Source organism: Polynucleobacter sp. JS-JIR-5-A7, from assembly GCF_018687935.1.
Taxonomy (GTDB): Bacteria; Pseudomonadota; Gammaproteobacteria; order Burkholderiales; family Burkholderiaceae; genus Polynucleobacter.
The window spans coordinates 1,470,536-1,492,047 of record NZ_CP061308.1; the positions used below are offsets into that span (position 1 = coordinate 1,470,536).

At 44.7% G+C, this 21,512-nt stretch carries 23 protein-coding genes; 9 read left to right on the forward strand and 14 right to left on the reverse strand.

From position 1 onward, the window contains the following. The first annotated feature begins 21 nt into the window (after positions 1–21). Genes AOC29_RS07640 through AOC29_RS07655 form a run of 4 tightly spaced genes read left to right on the forward strand, consistent with a single transcriptional unit; the run spans position 22 to position 2,788 of the window. On the forward strand, positions 22–1,218 hold the full coding sequence (locus AOC29_RS07640) for a Coenzyme F420 hydrogenase/dehydrogenase, beta subunit C-terminal domain (RefSeq protein ID WP_215295289.1): 1,197 nt from the start codon (positions 22–24) through the stop codon (positions 1,216–1,218). 26 nt (positions 1,219–1,244) lie between these two features. After that, positions 1,245–1,829, forward strand: coding sequence for an NnrU family protein (locus AOC29_RS07645; protein ID WP_215295291.1), 585 nt, complete (start codon positions 1,245–1,247; stop codon positions 1,827–1,829). A 24-nt stretch (positions 1,830–1,853) separates the two neighbouring features. Further along, positions 1,854–2,204, forward strand: a complete 351-nt coding sequence (locus AOC29_RS07650; RefSeq protein WP_215295292.1) for a hypothetical protein — start codon at positions 1,854–1,856, stop codon at positions 2,202–2,204. A 20-nt stretch (positions 2,205–2,224) separates the two neighbouring features. Beyond that, on the forward strand, positions 2,225–2,788 hold the full coding sequence (locus AOC29_RS07655) for a lipocalin family protein (RefSeq protein ID WP_215295294.1): 564 nt from the start codon (positions 2,225–2,227) through the stop codon (positions 2,786–2,788). On the opposite strand, the gene AOC29_RS11390 is transcribed toward AOC29_RS07655, so the two are convergent. The 12 genes from AOC29_RS11390 to bchF form a co-directional block, all read right to left on the reverse strand. Further along, positions 2,785–2,907, reverse strand: coding sequence for a hypothetical protein (locus tag AOC29_RS11390; protein ID WP_255534195.1), 123 nt, complete (start codon positions 2,905–2,907; stop codon positions 2,785–2,787). The genes AOC29_RS07655 and AOC29_RS11390 overlap by 4 nt on opposite strands. A 64-nt stretch (positions 2,908–2,971) precedes the next feature. Further along, positions 2,972–4,174, reverse strand: a complete 1,203-nt coding sequence (locus AOC29_RS07660) for a geranylgeranyl diphosphate reductase (protein ID WP_215295296.1) — start codon at positions 4,172–4,174, stop codon at positions 2,972–2,974. Positions 4,175–4,217: 43 nt separating this feature from the next. Then, complete coding sequence (locus AOC29_RS07665; RefSeq protein ID WP_215295298.1) at positions 4,218–5,573, reverse strand: BCD family MFS transporter; 1,356 nt, start codon at positions 5,571–5,573, stop codon at positions 4,218–4,220. 12 nt (positions 5,574–5,585) lie between these two features. Beyond that, positions 5,586–6,503 (reverse strand): chlorophyll synthase ChlG, encoded by a 918-nt coding sequence (chlG, locus tag AOC29_RS07670; RefSeq protein WP_215295300.1) that lies wholly within the window; start codon positions 6,501–6,503, stop codon positions 5,586–5,588. Next, positions 6,485–7,237, reverse strand: coding sequence for a putative photosynthetic complex assembly protein PuhE (gene puhE, locus AOC29_RS07675; RefSeq protein WP_215295302.1), 753 nt, complete (start codon positions 7,235–7,237; stop codon positions 6,485–6,487). The genes chlG and puhE overlap by 19 nt, the downstream gene beginning before the upstream one ends. 4 nt (positions 7,238–7,241) lie before the next feature. Further along, positions 7,242–8,336 carry a magnesium-protoporphyrin IX monomethyl ester (oxidative) cyclase gene (gene acsF, locus AOC29_RS07680; protein WP_251369959.1) on the reverse strand — a complete coding sequence of 365 codons (1,095 nt, stop codon included), beginning with the start codon at positions 8,334–8,336 and terminating at the stop codon, positions 7,242–7,244. Positions 8,337–8,355: 19 nt separating this feature from the next. Beyond that, positions 8,356–8,820 (reverse strand): photosynthetic complex assembly protein PuhC, encoded by a 465-nt coding sequence (puhC, locus tag AOC29_RS07685; RefSeq protein ID WP_215295303.1) that lies wholly within the window; start codon positions 8,818–8,820, stop codon positions 8,356–8,358. Continuing rightward, the gene (gene puhB / locus AOC29_RS07690) at positions 8,817–9,476 is read right to left on the reverse strand and encodes a photosynthetic complex putative assembly protein PuhB (RefSeq protein WP_215295305.1); all 660 of its coding nucleotides are present in this window, start codon (positions 9,474–9,476) and stop codon (positions 8,817–8,819) included. The genes puhC and puhB overlap by 4 nt, the downstream gene beginning before the upstream one ends. A gap of 24 nt (positions 9,477–9,500) precedes the next feature. Next, positions 9,501–10,271 (reverse strand): photosynthetic reaction center subunit H, encoded by a 771-nt coding sequence (gene puhA, locus AOC29_RS07695; RefSeq protein WP_215295307.1) that lies wholly within the window; start codon positions 10,269–10,271, stop codon positions 9,501–9,503. Between the two features lie 56 nt (positions 10,272–10,327). Beyond that, positions 10,328–11,776 (reverse strand): BCD family MFS transporter, encoded by a 1,449-nt coding sequence (locus tag AOC29_RS07700; RefSeq protein ID WP_251369960.1) that lies wholly within the window; start codon positions 11,774–11,776, stop codon positions 10,328–10,330. 2 nt (positions 11,777–11,778) lie between these two features. After that, on the reverse strand, positions 11,779–12,504 hold the full coding sequence (bchM, locus tag AOC29_RS07705) for a magnesium protoporphyrin IX methyltransferase (protein ID WP_215295309.1): 726 nt from the start codon (positions 12,502–12,504) through the stop codon (positions 11,779–11,781). 19 nt (positions 12,505–12,523) lie between these two features. Beyond that, entirely contained in the window at positions 12,524–13,198 is a 675-nt protein-coding gene (gene bchF, locus AOC29_RS07715) for a 2-vinyl bacteriochlorophyllide hydratase (RefSeq protein WP_251369961.1), read from the reverse strand. Between the two features lie 295 nt (positions 13,199–13,493). Between bchF and AOC29_RS07720 the strand changes: the two genes are divergently transcribed. The 5 genes from AOC29_RS07720 (at position 13,494) to AOC29_RS07740 (ending at position 18,874) form a co-directional block, all read left to right on the forward strand. After that, on the forward strand, positions 13,494–14,333 hold the full coding sequence (locus tag AOC29_RS07720; RefSeq protein WP_215295311.1) for a B12-binding domain-containing protein: 840 nt from the start codon (positions 13,494–13,496) through the stop codon (positions 14,331–14,333). Position 14,334: 1 nt separating this feature from the next. Beyond that, positions 14,335–15,747, forward strand: coding sequence for a transcriptional regulator PpsR (gene ppsR, locus AOC29_RS07725; protein ID WP_215295312.1), 1,413 nt, complete (start codon positions 14,335–14,337; stop codon positions 15,745–15,747). A 10-nt stretch (positions 15,748–15,757) separates the two neighbouring features. Further along, a complete protein-coding gene (locus tag AOC29_RS07730) occupies positions 15,758–16,444 on the forward strand; it encodes a spheroidene monooxygenase (protein WP_215295314.1) in 687 nt (228 codons plus the stop codon). Further along, complete coding sequence (gene crtD, locus AOC29_RS07735; protein WP_215295316.1) at positions 16,407–18,002, forward strand: 1-hydroxycarotenoid 3,4-desaturase CrtD; 1,596 nt, start codon at positions 16,407–16,409, stop codon at positions 18,000–18,002. Before AOC29_RS07730 ends, crtD begins: the two co-directional genes overlap by 38 nt. Positions 18,003–18,160: 158 nt before the next feature. Beyond that, a complete protein-coding gene (locus AOC29_RS07740; protein ID WP_251369962.1) occupies positions 18,161–18,874 on the forward strand; it encodes a carotenoid 1,2-hydratase in 714 nt (237 codons plus the stop codon). 22 nt (positions 18,875–18,896) lie between these two features. Here AOC29_RS07740 and AOC29_RS07745 read toward each other — a convergent pair whose 3' ends face one another. Together AOC29_RS07745 and AOC29_RS07750 are read right to left on the reverse strand one after the other, a co-directional pair. Then, positions 18,897–19,931, reverse strand: a complete 1,035-nt coding sequence (locus AOC29_RS07745) for a phytoene/squalene synthase family protein (RefSeq protein ID WP_215295318.1) — start codon at positions 19,929–19,931, stop codon at positions 18,897–18,899. Then, a complete protein-coding gene (locus AOC29_RS07750) occupies positions 19,928–21,445 on the reverse strand; it encodes a phytoene desaturase (protein ID WP_215295320.1) in 1,518 nt (505 codons plus the stop codon). Before AOC29_RS07750 ends, AOC29_RS07745 begins: the two co-directional genes overlap by 4 nt. Between the last annotated feature and the right edge of the window lie 67 nt (positions 21,446–21,512).

Here is a 21,512-nt window from a genome sequence, read left to right on the forward strand (position 1 = left end):
TGATAGTGACCAAAGGACTGTGTGAACCCTTCTAATGCACCTTATCGGAGCCTCTGCACTGACTGTGGTATTTCTCGCACTGATAATCCAAAACGTTGCGGCGAAGCTTGTCAATTTATCAAGCCCAATTACCCAGAATTAGAAACTCAGGTTCATGGCAGGGCAAGAGATTTGGGTCGTCCTGACGAACTGCATTTTGGTCCCTTCATCAAAATGCTGAGGGCTGCACTCAATCATCCTAGTGCAGGCGCGCAATGGACTGGAATTACCACTCGGATCGGGGAGCGCCTACTTGAAACAGGCGCAGTCGATGCCATTCTGACGATGACCGAGGATCCCCAGGATCGCTGGAAACCATTGCCGATCATTATTGATAAAGCAACAGATATGGCCAAGTGTCGTGGTATGAGAATGGGCTATGCGCCACTTCTCTCCCTTCTAGAGCCGGCAATTGCTCAAGGCTATAAAAAGATGGCTGTGATTGGCATCCCTTGTCAGGTATACGCTTTAAGGGCTCTAGAAAAAGAATTAGGCCTCGAAAAACTTTATGTGATCGGCACACCGTGTTCTGACAACACCACCACTGAGAACTTTCATCACTTTCTGTCCTTAGTTAGTTCAGAACCAGATGAGATTAACTATCTTGAATTTAGAGCAGATTATCACGTTGAAGTGCGCTTTAAAAATGGCAAAAAGAAAGAGATTCCGTTTCTGCAATTGCCGCTCTCTACTTTGCCAAATGACTTTTTTCCCTTAACCTGCCGCACCTGTGTTGATTACACCAATGTGCTGTCTGACATCACAGTTGGCTATATGGGCGGTCAGGGTGAGCAATGGCTGATCGTTCGCAATCAACGTGGCGAAGAATTACTAGCGCTCTTGGGTGATGAAGTGCACACCTCTGCACCAGGAAGTGCTGGCAAACGCCACTCAGCCGTGGTGGGCTTTATGAAAAATGTTGAGCGCGCTGCTGGTGGCCTTCCTTTAAGAAAAATGCCGAACTGGTTAAGACCAATTGTGGGTTGGTTAATGCCTAAGGTTGGACCTCGTGGTCTTGAATTTGCTCGCACTCGCGTAGAAATGAAAGCCATTGAAACTGTGATTCATCTAAGAAGAGAGCAGCCTGCAAAAATGACTTCGATGATTCCTAAACATATCTGGCCTCTAGTAGAACCCTATGGCATTAAGCCCAGCGAATCAGAAATTCACAAACCTTAAAACCTATTTTCCCTTTGGAGTATTCCATGGCTTTATTTCTATTCGGTCTCTTTATTTTTCTCGCCAGTCACTCTTGTCGCATCTTTGCTGAGTCATGGCGCAACCAAATCATTGATCAAATCGGTGAAGTGAAATGGAAAGGCCTCTACACCATCATTTCCTTAATTGGATTCATCATCATGGTAGTTGGCTATGGGCAAGCAAGACAAGATACCTTGGTTTTATGGCAGCCTAATGCATTTCTCATTTATATCGCCTTGGTATTAAACCTCATCGCCTTTATCTTCTTAGCCGGAAGCTCGCCTTCGAATAATGCGATCCGCCTCAAGCTAAAACATCCAATGATTCTCGGCGTCAAAGTATGGGCCCTAGCGCATTTACTTTCTAACGGCACCCTAGTAGATCTCATCCTATTTGGCAGCTTTCTCATCTGGGCTGTTTTGGATTTTCGTTCTGCCAGAAAACGACCAGTTCATATCCCTGAGCAAGCTCAAATCAGCACTAAGGCTACTGTGATTACTATCGCTTCTGGCGTGATTCTCTGGGTGGTTTTCATATTCGGATTGCACCAATACTTGATTGGGGTTTCTCCTCTCGCTCAACTCTCTTAAGCGCTAGTTTTGGCGTCTGCCCCGATGAGTCTAAAGAACGCTTTAGCGTCTCTATTATTGGCTTTGGCTTTATGGGGTTGCGACTCTCATGCACCCAAAATAGACGCGATTGATCGTAAAGCAAAGACACTGGCATGCGTTCTCAATGGTAGTCCTATGCAGATAGTCATTCATAAAGACTCGCTAGTTGCAAGCTTGCTCTATGAAGGCAAAGAGATTAGGATTGACCTATTAGAGGTGAAAGATTTCTACCAAATATTAATGCGCTTTGACCCACAAATTGGGCAACTTAAAATCAATAAGATGGGTAACGAATTAATTCAACTCAAAAGTGGTAATGAACAAATCACTACTTGCAGCATTCAACTCAACTGAAAAAAACTGAGGCAAATATCATGAGAAAACATCACTATATTTTTGGCTTACTTTTTTTCTTGTGCGCACAAACTGGGGTGATGGCCCAAGCTGAACCAAAGCCAAATGCTCCTGTTAAAACAATCCCTTCACTAGACGTTGCCCGCTATCAAGGGACTTGGTACGAGATTGCCAAGTTTCCAAATTGGTTTCAAAGAAAGTGTATTGCTGATACCAATGCCACCTACAAGATCAAAGATGATGGCAATGTGAGCGTGACGAATCGCTGCACATTTGAAAATAATGAAAAAGGTGAGGCCTTAGGTACCGCAAGGCAAATTGGTGACTCCACTTCACCCAAGCTAGAGGTCCGTTTTGCACCAGCTTGGTTAGGGTTTCTGCCTTTAGTCTGGGGCGACTACTGGGTTATTGATATTGACCCAGAGTACCAGTTGGCCGCCGTCAGCGATCCTAGAAGAGAATATCTCTGGATACTCTCACGCACTAAAACAGTGGATTCCAATCGCTACCAAGCGCTATTAAGCCGCTTGGTGAACGACAATGGCTTCAGTCTCGAAAAACTGAGCCTGACCCCACAAAATTAAACTGAGAACAAGAACTTAATAAAGACAATTCCAGTAATCAAACCGGAAAAGGCAATAATCCCAATCAGATACATTTTGCCGGACTTCATTTTTAAGGTTGCTGCGCTGTTATCTTTCATGATGCCACTTCCTTTCAGTAGTCAAAACTGATTAAAAACTGCTGTCAAACAAACACCCTACTCTTTAAACTTTTGCAAAACCCAATAAATGGGCGGTATCTTTTAAGAAAATCTTGAAGTGCGCCAAAGGATCACGGCGAACAAGTTTCTTATTCATATACGATTCAAATGTTAAACGCTGAACGTCTTTATCTTCACACATCTTGACAAAGCGTTCGCGGCGTTTATCGTTGTTGTACCAAAAACGCTGCATGATTCCGAGTACCAAAAATACAGTACCGTGTTCTTTCATGAAACGCTTGCGAGCTTTTGCTAACACCTTGCCATTGCCAGTTACCAGTAGCTCTTCAACAGCCTCAGCAGCGACTCTGCCGCCATACATGCCGTAATAGATGCCTTCGCCTGAGGCTGGCGCAACCACGCCAGCAGCATCTCCTGCCAAGACAACATCTCTGCCGTTATCCCATTTTTTTAATGGCTTCATTGGTAGCGGTGCGCCTTCATGTCTGAGCATTTCAGCATCCTCAAGACCAGTTTGTTTCTTGAGTGCACCTACTGCACTTCTCAAAGAGAAGCCTTTATCAGCAGTTCCAGTTCCAATACTCATGGTTTTGCCATGAGGAAAGATCCAGCCATAAAAGTCTGGGGATAAAGCGCCTTGATAAAAAACATCGCAGCGAGAACCATCAAAGTCAGCTGGTGGATTATCAGGAACCTTCACTATCTCATGATAGGCAAAGACATATTCCACATCCTTAGCGCCTGGAATCGCTTGGCGTCCAACTCCAGATTTAGCTCCATCTGCACCAATTACTGCCCTAGCACGAACAGCTATGGTTTCATCAGGCGCACCATGCTTGCCGCGCACAACATAGTGAATGACTGAGACTCCATCTTGATCTCGAGTGATTTTCTCAAAGATACCCGTTCTTCTCTCGGCACCATCATTGGCGGCACGCACGCGCAAAAATTCATCAAACTTATCGCGATCGACCATCCCGACAAAGCCGCCCTCAATATGCATATCTACTGCCTTATCTGACGGCGCAATCATTCTGGCGCAATTGGCCTTGGCTACAAGGAGCTCATCAGGGATTTCAAAATCCTTAATTAGGCGTGGAGGTATGGCGCCGCCGCAAGGCTTGATTCGGCCCATGCGATCCAAGAGGAGCACTTTGCGACCTTTCTTGGCCAGATCACTTGCAGCTGTAGCTCCAGTAGGGCCACCACCAACTACTACGACATCAAAAGTTTCTAAAGTACCCATTCTGATCTCCATATATTGAGCACATCATTTAATCTTGAAAAACTTACGCACCTACTAAATGCTTTGACAACTCGTTTGTTTGTTTGTGCGGACGTGTCTGAAATGATAAGTACGCAGCCAAAACAAATAAAACAGCTTCTAATAAAAAGACAAACGCATAGGCAGTCGCTGGGTTTCCTAAAACAATCCGAGCTATATCGCTCAGACCAGTCCCGACGATGCCACCTAAACCAAAAGCAAGGGCCTGCGAAGCGCCCCAAATACCCATGCGAACCCCTTCACGCTTTTCACTGCCTAAGCTGGCAAATTGCATCATTGAACCAATGGCTGCAATTGAAAAAGCGCCATTAAAGATGCCTAAGAAAAAGACTGCGGTCTTGAAAAAGAGACTGCTGGCAACCGGTCCAGATAAGACCAAGCCCATCATGGCAATCGCTGAAGCAAGACACCCACCAATAGTCCAATTGCGCAGAGAAGTTAAATTCTTGGACTTTGCTCTGCTGGAAATAAACGCTAACGCGAGCATCCCTACCAAGACACCACCATTTTGAAGACCTGATAAAGCCGTGGTTTCAGCAGGGGTGTAGCCAAACGCGACTGCAGCAAATGGCTCTAAGATCAAATCTTGTGAGCTATAGGCCAACATGGAAATGAAGACAAACCAGGTAAATGAGCGTACGGTTCCCTCTTGCCAAACTTCAGCAAGTGCCTCACGGAAATTAACCTTGGTATTCTGTTTTTGTAAATCCTCGTGGGCTAGATTGATCGCTTGTTTTTCAACTGACTCTGCTGGTGTCTCCATACCCCAAATAGCCAAAAAGGTAACGATAACTGCTATTACAGAAACGGTAGAAGAGATCATCAATAAGCGCTCAAAAGAAAATGGCGTCAAAAATTTTCCGCTGATGCTGGCAGTCATTGCAAAGCCAAAAATCATCATGAGCCAAACACAGGTTGCTGCAGCTGCTTTGCGTTTGGGGTCAACACGTTTGGCAAGTAAAACCAATAAGGCAGTACCGCTAGCACTCACACCAACACCAATCATGGCAAAGGCAACGATCGCTAGCGCAATACCCAAAATAATAGATTGCTCCAAGAGAATGATTGAAGTTGCAGCCAATATGCCGCCACTTGCTAAAACCAATATGCCGCCTCGTATCCAAGGTGAAGCACTTCGAGTCTGATCTGAGCCAAAACCCATGCGGGGACGAACCAATTGAACCAAGTAATGCAGAGCAACTAGTGCTCCAGGCAAAATAGCTGGAAGTGCTAGTTCAATTACCATCACTCGGTTTAAGAGAGAGGTGGTTAAGACCACGATGGAGCCTAAAGAGGCTTGCACCAATCCTAGCCTCGCAATTTGCAGCCAACTGAGATAAGAAATGTTTGCGGTGCTCATAGGTTCAATGAATTAACTGATAGCAAATCGCCCTGCTACTGCAAATGCACTGACCATCATTCCTGCAACAAATAATGGCACCCCAAAACCACTCAAAAATAATGCGCGCTTAACTGGATCCTGCAAGAAATAATGCATCATCTTGATTTGACCGGCGATGAGCAGCAAGATCACGAATGCTTGCCAAAAGGCACCCCAAATCAAAAGCAGCCCAAGCACACCGAACTGTGGAACCAGCATCATCAAACAGGCATTTTCAGCGGCGCCTGCGATACCTAGTTGCACTGGCAGAGATAGAACGCCCATTCGACGATCGCCCTCTACTGCCTTGAAATCATTCAAAGTCATAATGCCATGAGCGCCAATGCTATATAGAATGGCAAGTAAAATCGAAGGGGTCGATGGAAATACATCACCCATCATGACAGCCGAACCGGTAAACCAAGCTAAGCCTTCATAAGATATTCCGCAAGCGGCATTACCCAACCAACCGTTTTGTTTAAAACGTAATGGCGGCATGCTGTAGAGCCACGCTAATAAAAGACCAAGCAGTGTCGCAACAAATGCCCAAGGACTAATAAACCAGCCCAATGCCAGTGATAGCAATGTCCAAATGAAAGCGACATAAAGCCCCCAAGTTCCGGGCATGCGACCTGAAGGAATGGGACGCTGAGGCTCATTGATGGCATCTACTTCACGGTCAAACCAATCATTCACTGCTTGGCTAGCCGCACATACCATAGGGCCTGCCAAGATCACGCCAGCGATTAATAAATGCCAGCGACCCTGAAAAGAAACACCAGTCGCTATCACACCGCAGGCAAAAGCCCACATTGGCGGAAACCAAGTAATCGGCTTCAGTAATTCGAGAATGGCCGAGGGCGCAGGATACCTCTGCACCGGAAGAGTATTTATGATCGCATTCCCCATTTCCACAAGCCTTCACTAGAAAAAGGAACAACCATCAAAATATGCTCCAACACAGCCAAAGATAAAATCGCGCCGGTGAGAGACATGGAAGCTACTTCAAAATCAGTACTACTGGGATGAATTGCAACCTCCCAGAGTGGAATAGCGCACAGCACACCACCAATTACTGAGAGTGGCAACAAGGGATTCATCGGCTTGCAGGTGAAGTAAGTAAAGATGTATTTCAGGTGATTCGGTAAAAACCGTTCGTTCAGGTTCAGTACACCCAAGAAGATATTGAGCTTCGCACTCTGTCTCATGAGCCAAAGAATCATGAAGGTCCAAAAGCCTGTCTGGTTGGCACCACCCCAAGTCATGATGGTTACTAACACTGCTAGAACTACCAAAGCAATTTCATGGTGCTGAATAGTCTGAAAGGCATAGTGCATCTTTTTTAAGCCACGACAATCTTCAGGACAAGGCTCTCTACGAGGGCCAGTGACATAACCGAATAAGAAACCGATTTCTTGCCAACCCCAAACTAAAATTGCGCAGGTAAAACCACAATAAGCTCCCGCTACCGTACCTAAGTTGGCACTTGTTTTCAGCCCTACCAATGCCATAGCTAGCACCATACCGCTTACCCAAAAAGCATTTCTATAGGTGGAGGGATGGCGCTGATTTAAGAGCAGAATGATCCCGGTGCTGAACCACCATATAAAAATCGAGTAGAGGATAGGCCAAACGATGCTCATAAAATTACCAGGTAGGGACCATCCGAACGTTGGCAGGTAAGGTGTTATCTTGGACTGGAATGAAGTAAAGCTTCGCAAACACTAAACCAGCGCGAGCACCCAGAATGGCTGTCTTCACTTTATTAATAAAGCCACCCTCTTTCTTGTATGCGTCCATCTTCTCAAACAAGGCTCGCATCTCCTCAAGATAGTGATAGAAACGCGGATCATCTAAATTCACAGAAATTGGGAAGACCTGCTTAATAATTTCGTTTGTGATGAAAAGTACTTTCTTGTCGTAATCCGTTGGAGAAATTTTCATCGCTTTATATAGCTCAATGCGGGTATGGTCGCGCACATACATCGTTGCATAGACTGCCAAGATGAAAAAGCGAATCCATAATTTATTTACACCTTGCAGCAACTTAGGATTAGCACGCATGATCAACGCAAAGGATTCGCCATGACGGAACTCGTCATTACACCAACGTTCAAACCATAAAAAGATCGGATGAAAACGAACCTCAGGGCGACTCTCAATTTCCCTAAAGATCGTGATGTAACGGGCATAACCAATCTTTTCTGAGAGATAGGTCGCGTAGAAAATAAACTTCGGCTTGAAGTAAGTATATTTCTTAGCTTTTGCCAAAAAGCCTAAGTCAATACCAATATTAAAGTCCTTCAGCCACTGATTAATAAAACCAGCGTGGCGGCTTTCATCCCTGGCCATATAGCCGAACAAGTTACGCATATCTGGATTGCTGACCTTACGCTTGATCTCAGCGTACAAAATACATCCAGAGAACTCAGAGGTAATCGAGCTGATTAAGAAATCAACAAACTCATCATATAAGGCGGGATGCAGATTGGAATAATTCTTATCCATATCTGCAGGACGCTGGAAGTGATCCGCATTATTGTCGCCCTCATACTCTGCCATCAATGCATCCCACTCTGGGCGCAAGGAGTCAATGCTAATGCGATCCATCTCTTTAAAGTCAGTCGTATAAAAGCGCGGGCTTAATACCGCATCTTCTAATGCCATCTTGGTGGAGTCATTGATTGATCCCTTTACAGGGATCTGACTTTGCAACATGCTTTCTGCGCTATCTAAATTCATTTCCAACTCCAATAAATATTTATGACTTACTTACTGCTACTACATTTGATGCATTAAATAACCTAAAAAATGTTCCAGCATTGGTAGGGCCAAAAGACTCTAGGTCTACCATACGACCAGTTGCGGTATCAGCTAGAGTTAAACGACCATCTGTACGATAAATTAATTCAAATGGAGGTCCACTATCCAAGCCTCTGCGTTTTCTTTCTTGTGCAAGACCGCGCAATGTACCCCTGACAAAACCGGCTTCACCTTGCACAGCCTCAATTTGCTTACCAGTTTTGTAATCGATGACAGCGATAGAGCCATCAGGACGATCCTCAAAACGCAGTTGCAAAACTTTTAGAGGCGATGCATCAGGTTCACGCACCTGACTCAAGTCGCGACTATTAATAAATACCAACAATAAAACAATGATGATCACATCAGCGATCAGCATTTTCGCAACGGGTGATAAAAAATCTTTTCCTTGGGTAACACTCATGCTGTTTGTGCTCTCGCTTGTTCAACTGCAATATCTTGAGGCTCTATCTTGCTAAGACCAGTGGATGCCTTCCAGGCTTCAGTAAGTAATTTTGCAACCTGCTGTGCCTCGGGAATACAACGCATCATCGGTTCTGGTTTTGCTAAACGCCAAGGCCGCACGTGAGGCCATAGGTGGAAGAAAGCAATCTTATCTTCGGTAGCAATTTGCATTGGGATATCACCAGTACCATCTGCATATAACTTTAAATCAGCACTTCTCAGCGTTTTATAAGGGAGGTTAAAGGTCACCGTCAACACAATACCCACTCGCATCACAATTCGACGATTGGTTAAGGTATACATCGTGGTAGTTGCTGACCAGTAAGCCAAAAGACCTATTAGCAGCAGACCAATCAGCGCTAAAAATACTGCGAGCGCAACACTACTCCAACCTTCTGACAAACCACCTTCACTACCTGCTACTGAGAAAACCTGCAAAACCACGATGACTGCAAAATAAACTGCGAGCCATTGCAGACGAAATACATGTTTAGCCATAGCAGTCCAACTAGGAGCGCCTTGCCAAAGAATCGTTTCGCCAGCAGGTAATGGTTCGGGCAACCCTAAGGCTGCCTCGAACTCATGCTCTGCTGATTCATATGGTTTTTGATTCACAAAATACTTTCAATTGAATGGGATTTAAATAAGGGGTTCTTGGCGCTCTGGGGTCGCATACAGAGTACCGCCGCCAAAGTAAGCCATGATCTTTTCTTCTTCTAAGAGCGTAATCTGATCTTGACTCTTTAAGCCTGGCACTAAAGCAAACTGATTGCCCAAGATCGATTCCACCTTGATAGCGTCTTTACCAATACGAGAAAAATTCATTGGCAGTAATACTCGTCTGCCTCCAAACTCTGGCAAGGTTTCAATTTCAAAATAGCGAATCACGACTTCAGCCTGATCAATCCAGAGCTCTTTCACGGTGCCAGCTACCACACCATCATCACCCTTAACTTGCATACCAATCGGATTTCTATCCTGCTTGGCTACGCTAAATTGACCGAGTAAGCGCCCTGGCAAAATACGTTTTTGACCTTCTGATGTCATGTCAGGAATATCCGCACGCTTCGTAAAGGCGCCCGGCCCTACACCGTCTAACATCGGGTTACCAGTTGGCACTAAAGGCGCACCATTTAAATAGCTTGAAGGTCTAGCGGCTACTTTTTCCAGAGGCTCATCTTTGGGAACAGTGACATCGCCCCAGTACTCTGTATGAAATGTCTTCGGTGCCGGCATACCAGCTATTCCAGCCGCTCGTCGGGTCTCGCCACGAACGTCATACTCTAGCGGAAAACCTTCACGCTTACTTTCTATAGTCAGGTAATAAACGAGGCCTGCAAAAAATACCCAAAATGCATATAGAACCAATTGTGCAACATCTACATATTCTGTAATTGCTCCGGTTGCCATCTTGCTCTCCCTTTTAACAATAATGCTTATCGTGAAAAAACATACTGTGCCACTATTTAACTTGGTAATTCATCTAAACCGAACTTCTGAGAAACATTCATCACAGGTTCCTTGTTCATAATGACTAAAGGTCCAATTGCAATCAATGTAGCAAACAACAAATAAAACTCAATGTGATATACAAAACTATAGCCTGTAGCGGTAGAAATCAAACCCTCACCTAGGAAGCCATTTGTCGCCAGGCTAGAAATCACATCCCGTATGACGCCGCCAGCTGCAATAGCAATACCAGATGCGCTAGCGTGTACCGCGCCCCAAGCACCTAAAACCAAACCATTCATCCCGCCTGATTCAAAACTCATGGCGGCAGTCAAAGTGCTCACAGAAAATAATCCGCCACCAAAGCCAATTAAAAATGCGCCGCAACGAAATAAGGTGGGCGAAAGCAATGGTTCGGAAAAAATGACGCAACTAAATGCCGCAATACCAAACAAAGCGCCAATAGAAGCCAGGCGATAGGGATCAATTGAGCGATTTAGATAACGCGCAGCCACACCAAAAGCAACGAGAGCGCCTAAAGAAGTCAGACTGGTTAATACAGTGGTAGCACTAACCGATAAACCTAATACTTCAGCACCATAGGGTTCTAAAATAATGTCTTGCATACTAAATGCGGCTGTACCTAAACCTAAAGCTACCAAGAAACGCATCACTTTGCCCTGCTGTGAAAAAGTGGCCCAAGTTTCTTTAAAGCTTGGAGTTTCGATAGAGTGCGCTGTTAAATGGGGCTGACGAGGCTCTTGCTTCCAGGCTGCGATCAAGTTGAGCACCAAGGTAGTTGCTGCAACACCCTGTACCACCCGAATCAACAGAATCGGGGTGATATCAATCAGCAAATAGCCAAAGATGGCACTACTGACTGCCATACCAACCAACAGCATCATATACATTAGCGCGACCACTCTAGGTCTAGCTTGAGGCTCAGCTAGATCAGATGCTAAAGCGAGACCAGCGGTTTGAGTGGTCTGCATACCAGCGCCTACCAATAGAAAAGCAAGCCCGGTAGCGCCTTGCGCAAACCAAGCGGGCCAAGTGGTATCGCCAGACAAGAGAATGAGTGCGAAAGGCATGATTGCAAAGCCACCAAATTGCAACCAGGAACCAATCCAAATATAGGGCACTCTGCGCCAACCCAGAAAAGACTTATGGCTGTCACTCTTAAAGCCAACCAGTGCTCTGAATGGAGCAAATAGCAGAGGCAAGGCAACCATAATCGAAACTAAAGCCGCACTCACTTTCAACTCAATAATCATGACTCGATTCAGAGTGCCAATCAACATGACCATTGCCATGCCTACAGAAACCTGAAACAGAGCCAGCCTCAAGAGACGACTGATTGGCAACTCTTTGGTGGCGATATCAGCAAAAGGTAAGAACTTTGGACTCACTCTCTTCCAAGTTTCAAATAACTCTTTGCCACGCCAGGTCAGAGTAAACATTTTCATTGTTATCGCGCTTTATTCTGATCAGTTGGCTTTTTACTTAAGCGCATCGCCTGTGAAAAATAAAAAGCGCGTTGCACTTTTTGCGTACTGACTGGCGCCCAATCTGCTAAACCATCATGCTGACTGAAGGTTCTGGTGAGAGAGTCAATCGAAATGGGCTGAATAAAAGGTGATCGATCACTTCTCGGAAATACACTACCAATCGTTAACAAGGTACTCAGAGCGGCATTATTGGGGGCAAATGTAAAAGCAATATTGGCTCGCGTACGCTCGGCAAGCTTCGCCATCGCATCAGCAATATCCAAGTGGTGATAGTGAATCATGGAATCCATACAAACCACATGATCAAACTCACCCAAGGCGGGATCTAACATATCTCCAGAACGGAACTCAATAGATCCAGAGCCAACATCACGACCAATTCTCTCGCGCGCTAAATCAACTAAGGTAGGCGATAAATCAATAGCGACTACATGCGCACCCCGCTTTGCTAAATCAGCTGCTAAGACTCCAGTACCGCAGCCAGCATCCAAAACACGCTGTCCGGACAAATCAGTCGGTAAATAGCTTAGCAAGACATGACGCATCTCTTCACGGCCAGCTCGTACCTTAGCGCGTATACCGCTGACTTTGGCCGTCGACGTTAGCTTTACCCAAGCATCTACCGCAGTGCGGTCGAAATACTCCTGAAGCTGAGTACGTTTTTGAGTATAAGAATTTTCAAGCATGGCTAACGATCGCCTTTAATTATTTCAACCATGGGGAATAGATATAGGCTAAGAGATGCGCTATTACCGCCATGAATCCAAAAAATTGTGTTCCTTGCACAAGGTTGCGATGCAATTCTTCTGCCTCTGCAATGCTTAAGCCAGTTAACGTTGTCTGAGCACTACTAAGACTTGCTGCTTGTGCAGCTTGTAATTGAATAGTCTGCGCGCCAAGCATAGACTCGCGCGTCTTCTTTTCTTGATCTAGGCGAGCCATCCGTAGCTTCCAGATAAATTGACCTGCATTGATCACATAGGTTGCATAGGCTGCCAAAGCCAATAGCATCAGTTGAATTGGGTCCAGATAACCAGTACCCAGTGCTACAAGATATAAGGTATGAAGCAACAACACCAACATACTAAATACGTCTTCCCAGAAAAATGCTGGGGCAAACAAGTAGCAGTTAAAAACAACCTTCTCCCAAATACAACCAGTGATCATGATGGTGTAGAGCGTTAATGTTTTAACCACTACTGAAATATTGGCGGCATGCTCTCCCTCGCCGGTAAATAAAAAACGCAGGACGAGGTAAAGACTAACCAGGAAAACAACAAACTGAATAGGCGCCAAAATACCTTGGACAAGTGTCCACTTGGTTTCGTCTCTTCTTACCCTCTCTTCTGGGGTATAAAGTGGCTTATATGTTTTTTCCATGCACAGTCTGATATATTTTCTGCAACAACCTTAAGGCAATTATTAATACACTTTTAAAGCACAAAAGTGTCAATTAAAGTTTACGGTATCTGGAAAAAGAAAGTCCTCGGGATAACCCTATTGGGGGTACTTACCCTATAGCAACTTGCTCAAAAAAAGCGCTAAATAGGATCATTACTAAATGATCAGTTTTGAGAGAAATAGCGCCCTTCTATTTTGCAGTGCAGCATATTTTTCGGGGAGCACTTACAGCCTTTCATTTTGTATTCATTACTAGGCTATTAGGAGATGGGCTTTGTCAGATTCACTGAAAAAAACGTTCCAATCTAATGTAAGTGAATTGGATAGCGCAGAAATGAAGCTATGGCTGAATAAAACCATAGAATCAGAGATCATCCCGCGCTTGCTGATGGGGCATAAATTAGAACCAGCAAACGATCAATTTATTCGCCAGATTAATGAAATCAATATTACGCAAGTTGAAATTGTCGACTTTTGCCAAATATTGTTAGATGGCCCCATAGAGGATTCCTTCTCCTTTATAGATAAGATGCAAAAATCGGGGCATACCCTTGTATCGCTCTATATGAATCTGATTCCAGCGTCTTGTAGACGCTTGCAGCATCTTTGGGAAAATGATGAAAACAGCTTTACAGAGGTGACGGTCGCGCTAGGGCGTGCTCAGAACCTCATTCATCAACTTAGCCCTCTCTTTATGAGTCAAGGCAATCTCGCCCATTACCAGGGTAACGCCCTTCTGATTAATGCACCGGGGTCGCAACATACCCTGGGGATCTTAATATTAGGTGAATTTTTCAAGCTGAATGGCTGGAATACGACAGTCGAAATTGAAACTTCTAGTGCAGAATTAAAGGATCGAATCAACTTGCAAGCCTATGATTTATTGGCAATTTCTATCTCATGTGAAGATCAGTGGGATACTATGGAGGCATTGCTAAACGAAGTAAAGAAGGTGTCAAAAAATAAGGGGATACTGACCATGGTGGGCGGTCCATTATTTGATTACAAACCAGAATTAGTAAAAGCTTGCTCTGCAGATGCCTGCGCCCTAACAGCCGAAGAGGCCATTAAAACAGTGTCGGATCTTTTAGCCCAAAGAACTAGCCTAAATTAATATGCCTGCCTCACATCATCCAGAGCAACTCTTTTCAGACCTGAGCAGTAAAGAGCTTAGCCTGATTGCTCAAGCCTCGGCAGATATTTCGCTTCTTTTGGATGATTATGGAACCATAGTCAACATCTATTCTGATAATCAGAGTCTAGCCAAACAAATCCCAGATGACCTCATAGGAAAAAAATGGTTAGACATTGTTGTACCAGACAGCGTCAAAAAAATGCACTACTTGATAGAAGACGCTAGCTCAGACAAGATCACCAAGTTTCGACAAATCAATATGGTCGGTAACCATCAAAATTTAGTACTGCCAATGATGTGCACTTCCATCAAAACATCATCTAATAAAAAAATTATCGTTATTGGCAGGGATCTTTCGGAAGCATCCAAGCTGCAACAAGATTTAGTTGCTGCCCAAAAAGAAATTAGCAAAAATTATCTGCAAATAAGTCAACTAGAAGAACGCTTTCGGTCGATCTTTGAAATCGGTACTGAATCGGTCATCATCGTTAAGGGAGATGATGCTTATCAGATAGTCGAGATGAATGGCAACGCAATTAGGCAAATGCTACTAGCTAAAAATAATTGCATTGGCAGGTCATTTCTTTCGCTCTTACCTGCAGCAGAATTAAACAAAGTCAAAACCTTTCTTCAGACTGTTCAAAATACTGGCGAACCTAATACTCTAGAAACTGTCATTAACGGCGGGCAAGTCATTCGGATCAAAGCAACTTCTTTTATAAATAGCGGAAAACCCTACTTATTATTTAACCTTACGCAACCCGACTTAGCTAAGACATCCAACTTATTAGATGCTGACTCCTTAACTGTTAAGGCCATTGAAAATAATGCGTATGGTTTTATTGTATGCACTCCGGAAGGTCAGATCCTCAAAGCAAACAAGGCCTTTATTAAATTAAGTAATGCTAAGACCGAACAAGACTTGATTGGCACTACTATCCAAAATTATCTAGGGCATGACACAACAGATTTTGATCGCATGATGCAGTCCTTAAAAGGAAAAGCAAGTACTCAATCTTGTGTCTCTTCGATTAACAATAATAGTGGTGGTTTTAAACTAGTAGATATTTCAGCGGTATCCGTAGTCCAGCCACGCGCTTGTATTGGTATGATTTTCCGACAAGTAGATTCGAGACAAAATAAAGATAAGCGTATCGACAAGAAACTAGTACGAAATTCTGATGAATTGTCGATGCTGGTTGGAAAAGTCCCCTTGAAGGACATCCTAGCCGAAACCACCGACTTAATTGAGCAACTCTGCATCAAAGCTGCCTTAGATCTGACAAAAGACAACCGTGTTTCTGCTTCTGAGATCCTAGGCTTATCTCGACAAAGTCTTTATATCAAACTCAGAAAGTATGGTCTAGTAGACTCCAATAAGGATATTGATTAGAAAGTCAGTAATGGGCAACCAAGTTGCATTGATGGTCCTTATAGACATTCAATCATCAGCAAAATTCAGCGGAATCTTAAGACTCATGTTTGCAAGACTATGGCTTTGGTCAACGCCAGGACTAGAGTTCTACAAACACATGGGCTCAGGAAGAAACGGGGGCTTCTCATTTCATCCAAGCGCTACCCATCAAGCACTGTTTTGCATTTTCAAAGATATCGCTAGCGCCGAAAGATTTTATAAAACCTCTCGGCTGATTCAATGGTATCGGGCGCACGCTAAAGAATTTTTTTCAGTAAAACTCAAAACCTATTCAATTAAAGGTCAGTGGTCAGGCTTTGTACCTCAAATTACTGTCGACGCACCTACATCAGGACCAATCGTATCGATTACCAGAGCCTCTATTAAGCCGCTCAATTGTTTGCAGTTCTGGAGTAAAGAACCAGCGGCTGAAAGCTCACTTGAGCAAACGTCTGGCTGCATTATTGCCGCCGGCATTGGTGAAGCTCCCTTTTTTCGCCAGGCTACTTTTACGATCTGGGAATCGCAAGCAGCGATGGATCAATATGCTAGACAAGGCGCTCATCAAGCTGCCATCCGCGCATCCATGAGCGGTAACTACTTTTCAGAATCGATGTTTTCACGCTATCAACCTTTTGATGCCTTCGGTAGTTGGAAGGGTCGCACTCTTGGCTAAGGCACCCGTTGTCATTATTGGTGGGGGCATAGGTGGATTGACCTGCGCACTCGACCTCGCCTCTTCTGGGCTTGAGGTGATCTTGATTGAAAAAGAATCTCAAGTTGGCGGCAAGATTCGACAACTGAATTGCTCACAGGATCTGCTCAAGCCTACACTCATTGATTCTGGCCCAACCGTCTTCACAATGCGCTGGGTATTTGATGCCCTCTTTCAAAAGGCAGGCACCTCACTAGAGTCTGAGTTAAAGCTTGAAAAATTAAATATCCTAGCAAGGCACGCCTGGAGTAAAGATGAAAGGCTCGATTTATTTTCTGATGTAGAACAATCTGCGCAAGCCATTGCAGCATTTTCCTCTCCAGCGGAAGCAAAACGCTTTCTACAATTTTCCGATCAATGTCGCAGACTGTATAAGGCGCTAGAAAAGCCTTATATGCTGTCTGCTAGACCAAACTTTGCCGGAATGATTTCGGATTTGGGAATGTCTGGATCCAAAGTCTTATATGAAATTGGTTTGTTTAATAATCTCTGGAAATCACTCGGCAACTATTTCAATGACCCAAGGTTGCGTCAGTTGTTTGGTCGCTATGCTACTTATTGTGGATCCTCACCCTATCAAGCGCCAGCAACGCTCATGCTGATTGCCGATGTTGAAGCACAGGGTGTCTGGGCGCTGGAAGGTGGCATGTATTCATTAGTAAAAACGATTCGCAAATTAGCCGAAGCTAAAGGTGTGCAATTTTTAACCGGGCAAGCATGCGAAGAAATCTTGTTAGATCACGGTCGCATATCAGGTGTCAGGCTTACGGATGGAACTGTTCTGCATACTGAATCTGTCGTTTTTAATGGCGATCTTGCAGCACTGCAAACTGGCTTACTCAATTCAGAAGGAAGCAAAGCGCTGAGCTCAAAAATGATTCCCCCTTCACCTGCTAAGAGATCTCTTTCTGCAATTACCTGGTCGATGAATACCAAGACAGATGGCTTCCCTTTGGTGCGACACAATGTGTTCTTTAATCAAAATTATCATGCAGAGTTTGATGATATTTTTAGCAAGAGACGTCTCCCTGTAAAACCAACAGTCTACGTTTGCGCTCAAGATCAAAGTGATGTTTATCAATCATCCTCAAATACTCAAAGGCTACTTTGCCTGGTAAATGCTCCCGCAAACGGCGATCAATCAGAATTTAATGCTCAAGAAATTGACGCATGCGAACACGAAACTTTTGGTCTTCTGCAACAATGTGGTCTCAACATCGACTTGGATAGCGCAATATGTCAACGTACAACGCCCTCCCTTTTCAACCAGCTCTTTCCGGCAACGGGGGGAGCCCTTTACGGCCAAGCCAATCATGGTTGGATGGAAACTTTTGGGCGAGCTTCAGCGCAAAGCCCGATTCCGGGCCTCTACCTAGCGGGTGGCAGCGTGCATCCGGGTCCGGGAGTGCCGATGGCCGCGCTCTCGGGACGAATGGCGGCCGCAACACTGATGGATCACCTCGGTTTGATCAAGCTGTCGGGCCGAACGCTTATCTCTGGTGGTACATCGACGCTCTAAGTGATGACGGTAAGCACGGCATAGTCCTGATTGCATTTGTTGGTAGCGTATTTTCACCTTACTATGCGTGGGCTAGAAGAGGAAATGCCACTGTTAATCCAGAAAATCATTGCTCATTGAATGTTGCCATTTATAGCCGAGGAAAAAATCGTTGGGCGATGACTGAGCGAGGAGAAAAACAAGTTTCCCGCAATGCTACCGAATTTATGATTGGCCCCAGTAATCTGCGTTGGGATGGAGAAAAATTAATCGTTCATATCGAAGAGCGCGCAGTGCCTTTTGGTCAAAAAGTTTCAGGTACGGTTGAACTCTATCCAAATACCTTATTCAACTTTAGTACGCCTTTAGATGCTGCTGGCAAACATCGTTGGGGCCCTCTTGCCCCTTCAGCACGGGTCAAGGTGCGCTTAAACTCCCCAGATTTACAGTGGGTAGGTAACGCTTATTTAGACTCAAATGAAGGTGATGAGCCTATCAGTCAATCTTTTCATGAGTGGGACTGGTCCAGAGCAGAGATGAGTGGCGGTCGAACTGCTGTCATTTACGATGTACGAGAAAAGAGTGCTCAAGAAAAGATATTGGCATTGACCTTCAATCCTAATGGAACGATTGATCATTTTGAACCTCCGCCAAGACAGGCCCTTCCAAAAACCATTTGGGGTATTCGAGGGCATATGCGCAATCAAAGCTCTAAAGGTTTAGAGGTAGTTCAGGTTTTAGAAAACACGCCTTTTTATACGCGTTCCGTTTTAAATTCTGAACTGCTGGGTGAAAAGGTGCTTTCGTTTCATGAAACCCTCAGCGTGCCAAAGCTAACGCTGACCTCAACTCAATTGATGCTGCCTTGGAGAATGCCTCGGATTACGTGGTAATTGGCAACTGAAGTTAATACGTTTACTGTAAAGCTCTGCCACTCTTGCGAGGATTACGACGACGTTCTTGTCTCTCCATGAGATCAACAAACCACAGTAAACGATCGTGAGCCGTTCCTTCAAAACGCTTTTCATGAGGCACTTCAATTACGGCATCTACTAAATACTGAATAGCTTTATCAGCATCCACTTTCAGCTGTCTAGAAAATATTTTAGAGATCGCCGTAAAGGCTTCAGCCAAAAGGATCACTTTTCTCTTGGAAGGTACGTAGGCTCTTGTCGAAACAGAATTCAAATTGAGCTTTTCTACCTGACGACCAATCTCCGCATAAATCAGTCGAGCCGCCTGAATGGCGGGACGGCAATCCCATGGCAAATCAGAAATACCGTTCTCCGCACGAGAATATAAAACATCTGCATGCTTTAAGAGACGCGCAATCACAGAAGCAATTTGATCATTAAACTCTGGCTTACTGAGCCAAGCCTGCGGATCTAGGCCCGCTTCCCTAAGCCAAGCAAGGGGTAAATAGATGCGCCCGTTTGCAGCATCTTCACCAACATCGCGTGCGATATTCGTGAGCTGCATGGCCAGACCAAGTTCACATGCTCTTGCCAAGGTCTCAGGTTCTCGACGATCCATAATGACACACATCATTGCCCCTACAGTACCTGCAACGCGTGCGCAGTAATCGAGTAGATCTTCTAAGGTTTCGTAAGTTTTAAATTGGGTGTCCCACTCATAGCCCTCAATCAATGCGAGAGGCAGACTAATGGGTAAATCAAATTCTTTCACCACAATCGATAAAGCACGATCAGCGGCAATATCATCAGGCATGCCTTGATAGATACGATCAAGGCGTTCACGCAATTTGGGTATCGCATCCGGCTCTGCATCTACCGCATCAGCTACATCATCCGTAATTCGACAAAACGCATAAAGGGCAGTTGCGGGATCTCTCACTCTCTGAGGCAAGATTCTGGAGGCGGCAAAGAAGGACTTCGATCCATCCCGCATGGTTGCGACGCACTCTTGAAGATCTTTAATATTTTGACTCATGTTAGGGCTTTTTTAGGATCGGCTACTACAGACATTAATGCTTTTGCCGAAGATAAAACACCGGGGATACCCGCACCAGGGTGGGTTCCAGCGCCCACCATATAAAGACCTTCAACATCCTCACTACGGTTATGAGGTCTAAACCAAGCGCTTTGTAATAAGAGGGGCTCAAAACCAAAGGCAGCACCTTTGACTGACAAGAGGCGATCCTGAAAATCTTGAGGTGTCATACAAAAAGATGTCTTGAGGTGTTTTTCAAAGCCAGGCAAAACACTTTTATCTAGATACTTGGCGATCGCTTGACGATAAGACTCAGTCTCTTTGGACCAGTCCGTACCGCTTGCTAAATTCGGTACTGGAGCCAATACGTAAAATGTATCGCCGCCAGCAGGAGCTAAAGATGGATCCGTAGCTGTTGGTCTATGCAAATACAGACTGAAGTCATCTGCCAAGATGTGTTTCTTAAAGATATCTGTTAAAAGCTCTTTATAACGCTTGCCCAACAAGATCATATGGTGGGGAACATCAGGATATTGTTTGTCTGTGCCAAAGTACCAAACAAAGAGACTCATTGAATATTTACTACTATTGACCTTAGAGTCTGTCCACACTTTCCGATGCTCTGGGGCGATGAGTTTCTGATAAGTCCAAGCGGCATCCGCATTCGAAACCACAATATCAGAAGGTATAAATTCACCATTGGCAAGTGTGACACCTTGAGCTTTACCATTGACTACTTCGATACGCTTCACCTCAGAGTTAAGCCGAATCTCCACCCCTCTATCAGCCAATAAACCCGCTAAACCTTTAATTAAAGAGCCGGTTCCACCCATAGCAGAATGAACGCCATGGCGTCGTTCTAAGGAATTGATGAGCGCATAGACTGCGGTTACAGAAAAAGGATTTCCGCCAATTAAGAGTGGATGAAAACTCATCACCTGACGTATCTTGTCATTTTTTAAATGACGTGCAACTAACTTGTAAATACTCTCCCAGGCCTTCATCTTGATCATCGATGGAATTGCACGAATCAAATCACCAATTGAGTCAAATGCAGTGGAACTGAGTTCCTGAAATCCAAGCTTGTAGCATTTTTCTGCCTCCGCTAAAAATCGCTCATAACCTGGCAAGTCTTCTGGTGCAAACTTAGCCACTTCGGCGCGCATTCTGGCGGGGTCACCGGTATAGTCAAAGTGGGTTCCATCATCAAAGCGGATGCGATAGAAAGGATCCATTAAACGAAGGTCAACATCGTCGGTCATTTTCTTACCGCACAACTCCCATAACTCATTAAGCAGGAAGGGTGCAGTAATAATGGTGGGGCCTGCGTCAAAGGTATAGCCATCGCGACGATGAACGTATGCCCTACCCCCTGGAGCATCGAGCTTTTCTAAAACAATGACCTTATAGCCTTTACAAGACAAACGAATGGCGGCTGCTAAACCACCAAATCCACTTCCAATCACAATGGCAGTGGATCCTTCATTTTCCTTAAAGTCAGCTTTTTTTAACATTTCCTCAAACCAACTTTTCTACAAAAAAATAGCGTCATATTGATCGTATGACGCTATTGGTTAGAAC

Excerpts from the sequence above, each read along its gene's own strand:
- AOC29_RS07645 (WP_215295291.1), top strand. The coding sequence starts at position 1,245 with ATGGCTTTATTTCTATTCGGTCTCTTTATTTTTCTCGCCAGTCACTCT.
- AOC29_RS07650 (WP_215295292.1), top strand. The coding sequence starts at position 1,854 with ATGAGTCTAAAGAACGCTTTAGCGTCTCTATTATTGGCTTTGGCTTTA.
- AOC29_RS07655 (WP_215295294.1), top strand. The coding sequence starts at position 2,225 with ATGAGAAAACATCACTATATTTTTGGCTTACTTTTTTTCTTGTGCGCA.
- AOC29_RS11390 (WP_255534195.1), bottom strand. The coding sequence starts at position 2,907 with ATGAAAGATAACAGCGCAGCAACCTTAAAAATGAAGTCCGGCAAAATG.
- AOC29_RS07660 (WP_215295296.1), bottom strand. The coding sequence starts at position 4,174 with ATGGGTACTTTAGAAACTTTTGATGTCGTAGTAGTTGGTGGTGGCCCT.
- AOC29_RS07665 (WP_215295298.1), bottom strand. The coding sequence starts at position 5,573 with ATGAGCACCGCAAACATTTCTTATCTCAGTTGGCTGCAAATTGCGAGG.
- chlG (WP_215295300.1), bottom strand. The coding sequence starts at position 6,503 with ATGGGGAATGCGATCATAAATACTCTTCCGGTGCAGAGGTATCCTGCG.
- puhE (WP_215295302.1), bottom strand. The coding sequence starts at position 7,237 with ATGAGCATCGTTTGGCCTATCCTCTACTCGATTTTTATATGGTGGTTC.
- acsF (WP_251369959.1), bottom strand. The coding sequence starts at position 8,336 with ATGAATTTAGATAGCGCAGAAAGCATGTTGCAAAGTCAGATCCCTGTA.
- puhC (WP_215295303.1), bottom strand. The coding sequence starts at position 8,820 with ATGAGTGTTACCCAAGGAAAAGATTTTTTATCACCCGTTGCGAAAATG.
- puhA (WP_215295307.1), bottom strand. The coding sequence starts at position 10,271 with ATGGCAACCGGAGCAATTACAGAATATGTAGATGTTGCACAATTGGTT.
- AOC29_RS07700 (WP_251369960.1), bottom strand. The coding sequence starts at position 11,776 with ATGAAAATGTTTACTCTGACCTGGCGTGGCAAAGAGTTATTTGAAACT.
- bchM (WP_215295309.1), bottom strand. The coding sequence starts at position 12,504 with ATGCTTGAAAATTCTTATACTCAAAAACGTACTCAGCTTCAGGAGTAT.
- bchF (WP_251369961.1), bottom strand. The coding sequence starts at position 13,198 with ATGGAAAAAACATATAAGCCACTTTATACCCCAGAAGAGAGGGTAAGA.
- ppsR (WP_215295312.1), top strand. The coding sequence starts at position 14,335 with ATGCCTGCCTCACATCATCCAGAGCAACTCTTTTCAGACCTGAGCAGT.
- AOC29_RS07730 (WP_215295314.1), top strand. The coding sequence starts at position 15,758 with ATGGGCAACCAAGTTGCATTGATGGTCCTTATAGACATTCAATCATCA.
- crtD (WP_215295316.1), top strand. The coding sequence starts at position 16,407 with ATGCCTTCGGTAGTTGGAAGGGTCGCACTCTTGGCTAAGGCACCCGTT.
- AOC29_RS07740 (WP_251369962.1), top strand. The coding sequence starts at position 18,161 with ATGACTGAGCGAGGAGAAAAACAAGTTTCCCGCAATGCTACCGAATTT.
- AOC29_RS07745 (WP_215295318.1), bottom strand. The coding sequence starts at position 19,931 with ATGAGTCAAAATATTAAAGATCTTCAAGAGTGCGTCGCAACCATGCGG.
- AOC29_RS07750 (WP_215295320.1), bottom strand. The coding sequence starts at position 21,445 with ATGTTAAAAAAAGCTGACTTTAAGGAAAATGAAGGATCCACTGCCATT.